The 14306-nt window shown below is 67.0% G+C and carries 1 protein-coding gene (running past one end of the window); it reads left to right on the top strand.

What is annotated here, in order from left to right; translation table 11 throughout:
• Positions 1 to 33 precede the first annotated feature (33 nt).
• Positions 34 to 14306 carry the 5' end (the start) of a DUF2332 family protein gene (locus tag GV790_RS05855; RefSeq protein ID WP_218586377.1) on the top strand. 42103 nt of this gene lie beyond the right edge of the window, so 14273 of the gene's 56376 nt are visible here — the first part of the coding sequence; the start codon lies at positions 34 to 36; its stop codon lies beyond the right edge, outside the window.

The following is a 14306-nucleotide window of genomic DNA, read 5'->3' as shown; positions in this document are numbered from 1 at the left end:
CTGCCCGGTTTCCTGCGGACTCCGATCGAGCTGGTGGTGTTCGGCGGGGAACTCCCCCGTGCCGACATTTCCGGGTTGCGCCGGCTGGCGGCCGAGTTACGTGCCCGCAGTGCAGAACTGGACGGCCACTCGGCCGATCTCGCCAGCCTGGTGACGCAAGAGGATTCGGTCGGCGAGATGGCCGAGGAGCTGCGTACGATGCTGAGCTCCTATCGGAAGGACGCGGCCCGGCTCGGCAAGGATGTGGACGCCCTGGCCGATCAGGCGCAGGGGGCGGCCAACGACGCGGAGAAGTGGCTGTGCGTGATGTTCGCGTTCGGAATCCACTTGGCGTGGCGGATCTACGGTTTGATCGCCGCCGCCACGGCGGCGGGTCCGGCCGGTCCGGTCGCGGCCGCGCCTGCGGTGCAGGCCACCCTGGCCGAGGGCCGCGCCGAGGTCGCCGTGATGCGCGCGGGCCTCAATCAGGCCATTCGGGCGGGTGGAGCCCAGGTGGCCGCCCGACTGAGCGGCTTGGGGCCGGCGCAGTTCGCCAAGTGGATGGGCATGGCAGTGGCGCTGCCCGTGGGTGTCGACGCCGGTGTGCAGGCGCTACAGGTCGCAACTGGTGACCGAACGCTCGAGATCATGGGATCGGACGGTTCCAACCCCACGGGTATCGATCTGACGTCGATCAAGGTCGCCGCTCTGGCCGGTGCGGGCGGCGCTGTCGGCGGCATGCTCGCGGGCCGGTTCGCTCCGATGGTGTTCCCCCAGATCGCGTCCAGTCGGTTGGCCATGGGTGTGGTCCATGGTGTGGCCGGGGGGATCTCGGGCCTCGCCGCGGCCTCCTTGGTCGCGGGCTGGCCGCAGCACTACGAGCAGGTGCTTGGGCCGCTGCTCAACGGCGCTTTCGCCGGAGGCGTATATGCTCGAAGCGCCCGCCCGCCCGCGGTCGACGGCGGAGGGGCGTTCACGCCACCCGATGCCGTCTCGGCCGGGCAGGACGGGAAGGCCGCAGCGCCTCGGCCACCGGTCACGGTGTCGCCGGAATCGAAAAAAGCGTGGAACGACGCGCGGCAGGCATGGAAGCCGGTTGCGGCGACCGGGAATTCCACGCAGGCCCCTGCCAGGCCCCCTGCCGAGGGCGCGGGTAAGGCCGAAGCCGCGCAGCCACAATCGCAGAGCGGGCAATCGGCACCGGCATCGGCATCGGCATCGGCCGACGGTGCCGGTGCCCGGACGGCCAGGGCGACCGATGGTCGAACGCCCGAGGGTTCCGGTGATCGAGCGCCAGAGGGCACCGGCAGCCAAGCACCCCAGGGAACCAGCACCCGAACACCCGAGGGAACCAGCACCCGAGCACCCGAAGGGACCAGCTCCCGAACACCCGAAGGAACCGGCGGTAGAGCAGCGGGAGCGCAGACCACTGCCGGTGCTGCGGCATCGGATTCCGCGCCCGCTCGGCCGCGTTCGGATGCGACCGCGACAGCCGAGCGGCCGCCGACGGAGAAGTCGGCCACTGCCGGGCGAGCGCCCGTGCCTCGGGCCGAGGCGGCGGGAGAAACCTCGCCGCCGCCGAATGTCCCGGCGAGTGCGCGGCCGGACGGCGGGGTTCCCGACAAGGCCGTTCTCCCGGCCCGAGAACACACTGCGGTCGCGGACGGCGCCGGCAACGCGGCGCCCGCACGCCCCCATCCAGTCGCCGACGACGCAGCCGGGCCGTCGCGAGTTCACGACGAGCATCGATCGACGAGTGACGGAGAACAGCCGACTCCGCTGCGGCAGGCCGCCGGCGAACACGAACCGGACAATCCCGCGGACTCGCATCGAACCGACTCGACCGGTGACGGCGCCGAAGCGGCTGCGGCGGAAACTCATTCGTCTCCGATTCGCAACGAGGACGGTGCCCCCGCCTCCGATCAGGGCGGTCGGACCGACGGAGCCGATGCGTCCGCCGGTCCGGCGCGTAGTAATCGCGATCGGGCTGTCGATCTGCTGGCCGAATACCATGCGGCCTCCGCCGACCATGTACCGGAAGGTCAGCGCCTGCGCAACCTACCCGACGACGTGTTGTCGGCCGGTTTGCGCAGCGGCGATGAGCACCAGTCGATGCTGGCGACGGTGGAGATCATCCGGCGTGGCACGATCGATGCGGACACGCCGGACGGCATGGTGTTGTGGGTCGCACAGGCCGAGGCCGTCTACACGCTGGCTTCACGTCCGGTGGAAATGAAGCCTGGACAGGGCAAATCGCTGGTATTCATGGCCGCTGCGATACAACGTGCGGTGCAGCACGGCGATGTTCTGCTCGTGACCACGGCCGATGGGCTGGCCCATCGTGAAACCGAGGCCTATCGGAAGTTGTTGGCCAACTTCGATATCGATGTGTTCCGGGCCGACCAGGAGAGCGGCTTCGGGCCGATCACGAAGGGGCGGCCGGCGGTGGTGGTCGCGACCGGCGAAACAGTCGGGCACTTGGCCAATGCCGGCATCAAACCCCCACGGCATGTGTTGATCGACGAGTTCGACGCCGTCATCGACCGTGGAGAACGGCAGTTCCTCCGGTCCGAAGGTCCCGAACAAGCGGCGCCGGAGGCCACGGCGAAGCAGGTTTTCGACGCGCACGACTTCCTCGCGAAGGCGATCGCGAACAACAAGCTGTCCCATGAGGATTTCGGTCTCGCGCGAATTGCCGAGGAAATCGGCGTGCACGCCGACGGCACACCCGAAATCCTCTACTGGTACGACGGTCAACCCGAGCTCACGCCCGGGGGGCGGGCAAAGCTCGAGGCGCTGCCCGGCGGCAAGGACTGGCTGGAGGGAATGGGTCTCTCCCGGCTGGAGACCGCGGCCCACGCCGAATTTCTCGTCCGCAGAGGCGTCCACTACGAAATGGACGCGGGCAAGATCGTCATCATCGATCAGGCCGAGCACGGACTGCAACGGAACCCGAAGACCTCGAGCGAGTCCCGGTGGAGCGCGGAGCCGGGCAAGGCAAGCCTCGCGCAAGCCATCGAGGCGAAGGAGTTCCGCGCGGCCGCGGCTCGGGGGGAGAGTCCCGAGCAGCATCAGATCATGGTGCGCGCGGATGCGGAGTCGGCCAAACGCATAGATTCGGTCGAAATCTACCGTGTCGGCGACAAATCCCTCTTCGATGAAGTGACCGGCGCGTCCGGCACGCTCACCGACCTGAACCCGGTGCTGAAGAAGATCTACGGACTGGAACCGGCACATGAGATCGCGCGGTCGCAGCCGCATCGGCTGGTGGAAGGCCAGCACGACGTAGTCGAAAGCACCCACGCCAAGCTGCGCACGATCGCCGAATACGCGAACGAGATGCGGGATGGGGGTGCGGGCCGGTTCCAGGAGATCCTGGTTCACCGCAACGACCTGGTCGAGCGGCAGGTGGAGGCGCTGGTACGCGCCGGCGTGCCGAGAGAGGCGATCGAAGCGGTCGACGCCAAGCGGATCATCGGCTGGGGCGCGGACTGGGAAGCCCAGCTGCAGAAGATTTTCGACGAAGCCGGTGAGCAGGGCAAGATCCTGGTGATCAACGGGCAGGGCCGACGCGGCGTCGACATCTCGGTATCGGGCGAGGTGAAGGCCAAGGGCGGCATGCATGTCTGGATCACCGAAGCGCCGGAGCAGTCGTACATCCACGAGCAGGCCAAGAACCGGACGGCACGTAACGGCCAGCTCGGCAGCGCGCAAGTGGTGATGTCGTCCCAGGATGCTCTGATTCGCAATGCCATGCACCTGCGCGGGGTCCGTGAGGCGGTCGTCCACTATGAGCAGGCCGTGGCCGCTCACGAGGCCGCCCCCACGCCCCGGACTCATGACGCCGTCGTCGAGGCGCGTCACGCTGTCCGTGAGCTGGTGCCCGAACTACAGCAGCGGGCGCTGCGGCACGCGACCGCGGATTTCATCCGGCATCACGCCTTCTCGACCGCCATGCCCGCCCTCGCCCTCGCCGAGGCCGACACCGGGCTGTACGCAGGCGACGTCGACTTCACCCGTCCGGACGTGCCGGCGGATCGGAGCGCACGCCTGGCCGGGTTGCTGGGAATCCCGGCTGAGACCGTCGCGGACCACATCGCCGTACTCGAACGCACTGGTGCGCTCGACCCGATCCATCAGCTGCTGCAACCTGCCGGTATCGCCCCGGCGGCCGCCGAGGCACTACGTCAACATGTCGATTCCACCGCTCCCGCAACGACATTGCAGCACGCTCTGTTCACCGACGAGCAGGCTGTGAACCATGCGATTCCGTTGCGGGACCGGCTCGCCGCCGGACTCGGCCTGCCGATCACCGCTGTCGATGGCGCCGAAGGTATGCGCACGCTCGATCCGGCGGTGGCCGAAGCGCGGGACGCTCTCGCCTCAGCCCTTGGTTATCCCGCCGCCGGCATCACCCCCGCTATCGCCCGGGAGATCCTCGGTGAAGCGCTCGGCGATCACTTGCTCGCCGCGAACACCGCCAAGTCCGAGGCTTCCGACGGACCTGCGACACGTGACGAGGCCGCCGCGGCGGCAGCCGTTTCCTTGCCGATCGACCACGACCACCCGGACGGGACTGTCGTGGACACGGCAGTCGTGGACACGGCAGTCGCGGACACGACAGTCGCGGACACGACAGTCACGGACATGGCAACCCAGGATGCCGCCGCTCAGAAGCCTGGCACCCAGACCAGCGCTGTCGACCACGGGACAGCCGACGATATCGTTGCCGCCGCGTCGCGATATCTGGCGCTCTCGGCTCTGCTCGACTTGGTCGTACAGATCCATCGGCGCAGTCCCACCAGTTGTGTCAACAATGCCGTGACCGGAATGCGAGTGTTGTGTCCCGACAATGCCGACCGCTTTCAGGTGCCGCCCACCAAACTGGGCGGATACGGGCTCGACGACGTCCACCGGATATTCGGTGCGGAGCTCGAGGGGCGCGGGTCGCTGCACGAGGTGGTCGAATCGCTCGAGTCGCGGCCGGGTGGGATCACGGTCCTGGTCTACAAATGGAAAGACACGGCCAACGGCATCAGCACCGAGGCCGACGACCATATGGTGCTGCTGGTCAACGACAGCACCTCGGTCGACGATCCGAAAGTGCTCGTCGTCGATCTGGCCGCCTCGCGGGATCGTGACACCGCGAACGACTACGGCCCCAAAGACCTCCGCAACAGCCGCACCCTGCTGAACAAGGCTGTCGGCTTCGATGATTGGCTCCGCGACCAGCAAAAACGCATCAGCCTGGCGGCGGAACAACAGCGGTTCGAAACCATCGAGTTCGACCGGGACGGCAACCTGGTCCCCCGATTGCGCGCGGACGCCCCCGAGGCCGAGCAGCTGCCGCCGGACCAGCGAGTCGATGTGCCGGCGGCCCTGCAAGACGACATCAACGCGATACCCACCGGCCAACCCGGCCTGGACGACGCACTGCTGGTCCGATCGGGTTCCGACCACGCGCGTATCGGCAGCAGACCGTCGCAAGGCGCGAACCACGTGCCCTCAAACACACCCATCAGCCCTGAGCAACGCTTCGACATTCTGTCCCGTGTGCTCCCGGCCGACGCCGAGGACATCACACCGGACCGGCTCGTCATGACGATGGAGAACACGGTCTCGGCGCTCCTCGACGAAACCAGCAGTCTCGCAATCGCTTCCAGTGCGAACCGTATTCCACCCCGCCTCGAATCAGCAGCCTTGGCCTTCGACCGGGCCGACCGGATCGCCCGCTATCTGCTCCAGAGCGACGACTACGCCCAGCGCTATCCGAACGCCGCGCACCTGGCACCCACGCTGTCCGCGCTGCGAACCCGGGTACTCGACGGCATCCGAGCCGAACGCGCCGAACCCGGATTGGACGCCACCGCGCGCGAATACCTCGACCACCTGTACCGGACGTGGCAATCGCGGCCCATCCTCCCCACCTCCGAACCGCCAACGGCCCCCACGCCTCCCTCACGCGCCACCCCTGGACCGCCGCCCGCCTACCCGGCGCCGGCAGACCGCCTCGACACCGGCCGTGCCGCCGACAGTAGTCTGGGTGTCCGCCCGCCTGTGCCGTATTCGAAAGGCCTTCCCGAAGGCATCATGGCCTTCCATACGCCACCCGGCGGAGAGCCTGGTGCGGGGAAGTCTCGCTCGAGTACGACCGGGGACAATGCGCAGCCGTCGGCCGCGCCCGACCCGTCCACTGCCGGAACGAGATTGTCCGCGCAGCAGCAAACTGACCTGATCGATGCCGCGCTGCCCGACGGGCTCGCTGAGACGGTAGCTCGGATCGGCTGGCACCGGGCACTGACTTCCGGGCTGCGCCGCGCGATTCTCGAAGGCGACATCGCCGAAGGTCAGCTGCTGGCGACAGGTCCCTCGCTCGCAGAAGGTCTGGCGAACTCGACAGGAATTTTCGTCTCGATCAGAACTGTCACACGCTCATACGTCGAGCTCGCCGGCCAGGGGTACCTGGTGAGTCGTCGCAGGGGCGGCACGAGAGTGACCAGCAGAGATCTTTGGCCCCAGGACCCCCCTGATGACCCGGCTGTCCCAGTCTCTGCAGAAGTTCAGGAAAACCTGGTCGATGAAGCGCTCCCGGATGGCTTCAGGGCCACTGTTGCCCGGGTAGGGTGGCTCACTGCGCTGAGGGCGGGGCTTCGCAGGGCAATTCTCGACGGCCGTTTTCCCGAGGGCCAATTGCTCTCGTCAGCGGAACGTTTCGCCATCGCCACTTCGGTATCACCGACTACGGTCCTGACTGCGTACAATCAACTGGCTGACGAAGGCTACTTACACGTCGAGCACTCACCCGATCATCGATCGGCTGGCACCACCGTCACAAGCAGGGGCAACTGGCCGAGCGAGGATCCGACTCCCAGGGAGATACCGCTCTCTGCCGAGGACACGCTCGTCGCGCTCACCGGTGTCGCATCACCCGGCGCCCTGGCAGAAACAGCGGCCCGCACCGGTTGGCAAACGACCCTGACCAACGCTTTCCGGCAGAAGATCCGTGAGGGCCGGTTCGCCCAGGGGCAGCGGATGACCCGAGCGGAGGAACTGGCTAAGCCGTTCGGGTTGTCGAAGGACACCATTCGAGCCGCATTCCGCACGCTGGCGCGAGAAGGCTACATGGTGATCAAGCCGTCACTCGGAACGTTCGTCGCGGATGCCGAACACTGGCCCGTCGCGGCCGCCCTCGCCGATGACAGCCCGGGTCCCTCTGAGGTGATGGCCGAGGCTCAACACGGCATTCAAGAGCTCGGCACTGCGCCCGGGCTATTCGGCGTAGAGCGAGCACCGGACGAAGAAGCCTCGGCCTTGCAAGCCCCCCGCGAGGGAGAAACTGAGGCGCCCAGAGGAACGCCACGGCAAGCAAACACGGATTCTCCTGTCGAGTCGAGTGGTTCGGGAACGATCGTCGCGCGGAACATCGACGACGGAAGCGAGGGCATCCCAGCCGAAGGCAAGTTCAGGGGCTTGGTCACCGACATTCGTGTGGAAACGGCACCGGCCGCCGCGGCCGCGGGTGAGGCGTCCGGCGCCGAGGGACCAACCTTCATCGTCGAGTTGCAGGCCATCGAATCCTCCGTACTCAGTCATCCGGGCATGTGGCGTGAGCTCGGTAAGCCACCCTCTATCGCCGTCGAAGTCGACGGTGAGACCGTGCATCTCACGGTGCTGTACCGGCGTTTCACATCCGGGGCAGTGGAAGCAACGACCATCTACTCGTTGCCCGCACACGATCCCGCCTGGCTCGAAGCGCTCCGCGGCTCCGTCGATACGGCGCTGACGTCTCGGTTCCCTGGCTCGTCCATCGAGCTCAAGGAGTTCTACGAACAAGACCCTGCGCGATACACCCAACGCCAACTACCGGTCCCGGCCGAACTGGCACCCGCCGACAGCGGGACATCGACGGCAGGACAACCCGCCACACCGGTGGAAGTCTCGGTGCAACCCGGGCAGTCCTCCGAGATCGCACAAGCACGTGAAGCGGTCCGCGGCACATTGGCAGGTACGCCGCTGGAGCCGCAATCAGCCACCGCCGAGGAACTGGTCGATGTGCTGCTGGGCCTCGCCGACGGTCCGGCGGTGGTCCGCGCGACGAGGGGCGGAGAGGGTGACGCGCAGTGGGTGATCGTCGAAATGACCGACCACAGCCGCTCGGCGCCGGCGAGGGACAGGCCGGACCCCAATACCGGGATCTTCATTCCCACTGACACCGGCAGGGCGCTCACGTCGCTGGACGAGAAGTCACGGACCTGGGGCCTGACTTTGCACGAGGGCGGCGAACGCACTCTGCGGTTCACCTTGGCGACGCCCGCCGTGCCCGATGGCCCGCTCCACGATCGCGGCGACCTGGTCGTCGACCTGAACTTCGCGCCGGAGGAGATCGCGCCCGGCACCGGCCGAGTCCGGCGCAGCTTCCGGCGTCTGCTCGAAAACGAACACTGGCCCGGCGCCCAGGTCGACGAGGTCGTGTTGACGATGTCGGAATTCTTCGGCAACGTCGCCCGATATGCCGCCGGCGGTAGCGCTTCGGTTCAGGCGTGGATGCGCGGTTCCAACCCAGACGAGTTGGTCGTCCACATCTCGGATACGTCCAGGAAGGTCCCCGACTGGAAGATCCCCGACGGCGACGAGACGGAAGAGATCGTCGACGACCTTCCGCTGGATCAGATCGACGAGGCCGAACTCGAACGGCGGCTCGGCGTGATCGACCTCGACGCCCTGATCGCCCGGGATGAGAACCCTTTCGACTTGACCACCGCCCAAGTCGACGGAACCCACGGACTCGGCGCCGGCATCTCGATGCAAGGCGCCGCATCGATCGGATATGAGCTCGCTCCCTACGGTGCGGCGGGCAAATCCATCCAACTGACGTTCCGGATGAAGCCCCCGGAGCAGACCCGGACCCCGTCCGACGACAGTTCCCCCACCACGCCCGCGACCACCCGGACCCCGTCGGCGACGCCTGCTCCGCCGGACGCGATGTGGACACCGGCAGATGTTCTCGACGTGCCCAGACGGCGGACCGACGGCGGCCCGAAACATCCGGGCGTGATGGTTCCGCCGCGGAGCGATGCTCCGGGACAGGTCACCGCCTACAACCCCACGAGCGACGGTAGTGACCATGCCCACAGTTCCTCGCCGCCCGAGTCGAATGCCCACGACCCCGCCGTCGCCGCGATGCGCCAACTCCTCGGTCCCCTCGCCACGCGATTCGCGTTCGCCCCCGGTGCGCGCAGCTTCGACTTCCTCGACTACGACATGCTGCGCGCCGACATCGAGGCGTTCGCCGAGCAGTTCGCCGAGCTGCGGCCCACATTCGACAGCATCGGCGGCGCCGACTGGCACCAGCAGGTCATGGATTTCCTGCGGGCGAAAGCCGAGGAATCTCCGGTCACCCGATACGTCAACAGGTATGGCGCCAGTGACCACCCAGACCTCACCAGGCTTCTCGAAGGGATTTCCGGCGAAGTCGACAGCTCGGGCGTCCTCTCCCTGCGGGTCGTGAGCTCCGACCGCACACCGAGCGGCGCCGAGATGTTCGACGACCTGTGGCAGGCCATCGGCCAGGACGTGCGCAGCATCTCGGGTGCGTGGAAGGCGGACGCGGGCCAAGACTCCAACCTCGTCACCTTCAACGCAGGGATCGCGGCCGGCCTCTCACCTGAGGACGCCGCATTGACCACTTGGACCGGCAAGATGGCCGTTCGCCATGGCTTCGGCGAGGTCGAGGTGCTGCACCTGGCAGGACCACCCGGAAATTACACCCAGGTGGTGGTGGCATTCACCCCATCGCAAATCGCCGTGGCCGCCGACAGGTTGGGCACGACATCGCCTGTCGCACAATCAGATTCGCCTGCCTCCGACGCCGGCTCGCTGAGCGTCGGCCATGACTCGAACAAGCCGACGAATCCCGCGCCGAGCTCCGGGCTCCCTACCGTGCCACCGTCGCGATCGGACGCTCTCGATGTACCCCGCCGCCGGACCGACAGTGGACCGATGCACCCGGGTGTGATGGAGCCGCCCTCCTCCGGTCCCGGGCAGGTCACCGCCTTCGACCCCAGGGGCGACCGCCGCAGTCACGCGCACAACAGCTCGCTCGACCCGCTGGTGGCGAGCCTGCTGGAGGTCCTCGACGAGGAGCGAGTCCGCTCTGCGCGCAACGGGATATCCCTCGAGTTCGCGCGCGGCGGCATCGTTGCGAGCAGCGCCGACGCGGCCCATCGACGTCTCACCGAGGTCCGTGAGCTGCTCGACGAGTTTCTGCACCACATCAGGCGCCCCGCCGAAGCCGACCCCAATCGCTTCCGGCTGCTGTCCCACTTGTTCCATGCGGTCGAGGCGGTACACGACGCCGCCGGACCCGAACGTCAGGCGATCGAGCAGCGCATCGACCGGCTGCATGCAGACCTGCGGAACACATCCAGCGCAGCCCAGCCTGCGCCGGCACTGTTCTATTCCAAGAAGGGCTCGACTGATTGGGCCGCCAGACTGCAATACGGCCACGAGATCTGGAGCGAGATCGCGCCGCAACTGACCGCCGAAGAGATCGAAGCGCTGCGACCTTTCACCGGCGACTCCTCCAGGAACGAAACCGTCCAAGCGCTGGAGAGCGCATTGCGGGGAGAACACGAACTCACCCCGGAATTGGCCCGGACTATCGAGATCCTCGAACACGCACTGGCGCGCCGACCGTCGCCGGAGCCGATAACGGTGAGTATCGGAATCTCCCGCGATCAGCTGAACATATCCGAAACCCCAACGGGCCGCATCCTCCAGTTGCCCGAGTTCAACGTGGCGATAATGGGCGTGCTCCCGCCCGTGCTGGGATCGGGAATCGAGGTCACGCTGACCTTATCCCCCGGTACCCCGATGTTCCCGTTGTTCGTCTTGCCCGATGCTCCGGCGATCCTTCCGCGTCTGTTGCTGACGAATGGACTGTGGATCCGGGTCGACCACAAGCAAGACATGGGCGAGCGGCAGTGGAGACTGGAGGCCACGCAAGTACCGGGTCCCGGAACCCCGTCCTGGAATGAGCCCATCACCGTCCCGCCGCCGACCGTCATCGTTCCGGCCCTGCCACCAGAACTGCGGCAGCCCGCGACGGCCGAGCCGGCCCCAGGAGCGCAGGCCAGCACCCAAACCGGAAACCCCTGGGCGGCCGTGGATGTGACACCGGCTCCGGCGTCGCCGAATGCGCCAGGCGATCGCACCGGACCGGCTGTTCAGGGCGGGAACAATGTTCCACCGACCGGGCGAATCGTCCGGCACGAACCTGAGAACAGCCTGGGGATCTCCGGCTGGGATCCGAACTCCGTCGCCGGGATGGTCTCGCGCGCGGAGTTCGACAGCGACACGAACTCGCTGGTCCTGCATGCCTTCGAGCGTGGCGGTATCTCTCATGCGCTGCTGCGCGGTGAAACCCGTAGTCCCTTCTGGGTGGATATAGAGCATGCCGGACTTTCCGTACCGGTCCGCGTCATCTATCGGTTCGAAGATGGCGAAAGGTACGACGCGTGGGTCTTCTACCAGAATCCGCAGATAGACCACCTCGGCTTCGAACCTATTCGCAAGATGATCGAGACGGCACTGCTGGCACGATTCCCCGACCGGAGGATCTTGCTGCGGGAGGAATTCGCCGGTACGGATGCCGAGCCGATCGACCGCGTGATAGGTGGCCCGCCGACAGTAGCCGACGAGCAACCCGGCGATGCACCGCCCGCACCTGCCGACCATGCCGAACGCGCGGCCGGCCCGATCGCCGCCGTCAGCGACATCGGCGTGGGGCCCGAGCGCAAGGGCCGCTCCAACAACGAGGACGCATTCGACTTCACCACGGTGCATCTGGAGGGCGAAGCGCCGGTTCACCTCGCCACCGTCGCCGACGGGGTCGGCGGTTCTCCGCTGGGCGGAGAGGCGGCGTTGGCGGCCGTTCGCGCCGCCGTTGCCGGCATGGCGGAGGCATCGACACAGCTCGCTTCCGCCGGAGAGTTCGCACCGATTCGCGTGGTGCGGAGGGGAATGTCGGCGGCCCGCGCCGCCGTCGCGGGGTTGGCCGAAAACCCGGGACAACCGAACTCCCCCGACGCCGCCATCGCGCTCGCGGTGGTCCACGAGGACAAACTGGTCGTCGACTGGGCCGGCGACACCCGCGTCTACTGGCTGCCGATGGACGGCGGGCAGGCAAAGCAGCTCAACGTCGACGACACCATCGTGCCGAAGCTGGTCGCCGACAATATGGACGAAGGCGAAGCACTCGCCATGTCGATCTCCGGCCAACTTACCCGATCACTCGGACGCCCACTGCCCGAGGATGCCACCTCACACGCCACCGAGTTCACCCTCGAGGGCCGCGGATACGTCCTCATCGCCACCGACGGCATCTGGCACGACACCTACCAGGCCGACGCGCTGGCAACGATCATCCGGCAGGTCCACGAACAGTCCCCCGGCGATCACCGTGCGGTCGCGGAAGCACTCAACGAACACGCCCACACCACCGGCACCCGCGACAACATGACCGACCTCGTCATCTGGGTCGACACCACCACAACTCGGCCCGCACAGCCCCCCGCCGACCCACGGCAGGGCTTCATGCACACCGATGACAAGCCGGCGAACCCTGGCCGCACCGGAACCGGCGGCGGCAGCCGAACCCCCGGCCCTACCGTGTCTTACCAAGACACCCACGATCCGTTCACACGTGAGCGCAGCACCCGCAAACGCCACCTGGAAATCCCCGGCGCGCTCGGACTCGATCCCTCCGTGCTGAACCATCACCATCCCGGCGGGCGCGAATGGGGCGACCCCGCCCTCGACCACCACGCACCCGAAGCCGGCCCACGCAACGCAGCGCCTGCGACTCCGGCAAACCTGCCGGCCACCGAGGGAACAGAGCCGATACAGGTCCCGTTCCCCACATCCTCGGACCCGAGCCTCAGCAGCGTCATCGCAGGTATCCGACGCGCTCTGACCTGGTTCGAAGAGGACAACGCGCTGATGTCCCCGTTGTCGGCGGAGAACGAGGCGCATCGCAGGCAGGAGATGTACCTCTTGCACGCGCTGGCGGCGGACGCGGCGGCGGGTGGAATCGTCGCGGAACTGTTGAGTCCGCATTCGCCGCCGGGCGGCAAGGCCTCGTCACACCCGGTCTTTCGACTTGTCCAGGCCGTGCATCACCGCGCACTGTCCGGTTTGGAACCCGACCTTGCGCGTTGGCACACCGTCATGGGTGGTCGACCTGCGCACACCGACGCCGATCTGCGCACGATGGCGCAGGATGTTCTCCAAATAATTCGCGACAATGCTTCGGAATTGGCGCCGTTCCTGCTCCGCGGCACTCAGATCAACGATCCGGCGCGAGCACGATTGTTGTTGCCAGTGGAGATCCTCGCGGCCGTCGCCACGGGACTGCCCTTGCGGGTGTTGTCGATCGGCGCGTGCGGAATGCTCGATGCGCGAGCCCACCTGTATCGATACCGTTTCGCGGGTGCCGAATACGGTAACCCGGACGCCGCGACCGTCATCGATGATCGATGGTCGGCCCGGCCCGAACAGGTAGACCGGATTCGCAACCTGCTCGGTGTGCGGCCGCAAGTGATCGAAGTCGCCGGCGCCGATCTCGATCCACTGCAAGCCGACAACATCGAGGACCAGCGACGCCTCGCCGCAGGTTTCGTCGGCACCGACAACGATGCCGTGCGACGAATCCAGACCTCGTTCATCGACGCACAGCGCGCCGGGGATATGCCGATCGACCAGGAAAGCGCGCTCACCTGGCTGCCCCGCCGCCTCGCCCAGGACAGAACCGGCAGCGCCACCATCGTGTGGGATTCGATGCTGCGCAGGTACCTGTCGCCTGAGCAGAATGCCGAACTCGACACCGTCATCGCGCAGGCGGGCGCCCACGCCACCGCACAGAACCCGCTGATCTACGCAAAATACGAAATCGTCGACGGTACAGAGGCATTGACGGTCCGGATGTATTCCGGTTCGGACACCCGCGAGTTCGTGCTGCCGACCGAGCTGCCGAACCGCTCTCCAGGGATCGATATCGGAGATTTCTTCACCGCCGCAGGGTTCCTGCCCGACGCAGACGACGGCTGGGTCGACATGGGCGATGGCGAGCCACTCCAGCTCCACCTGCCACCGGTTTCCGACGGCTCAACGGAACTTCCGGGCCCAACTCGTCCGGTACGACCGCCGCGTGATCCGGCCGCCGCAGTACCCGTTGTCCCGCAACGGACACTCCGCCCAGGCGAGCTCGACCGGTACGCGACCTCGGTCGAGGCGCTGCCCGTTCTACCTGAAGGCCATATCCGAGTTGT

It is taken from the genome of Nocardia cyriacigeorgica, assembly GCF_010858045.1.
Lineage (GTDB): Bacteria > Actinomycetota > Actinomycetes > Mycobacteriales > Mycobacteriaceae > Nocardia > Nocardia cyriacigeorgica_E.
This window is presented reverse-complemented; position numbering and strand designations above follow the sequence as displayed.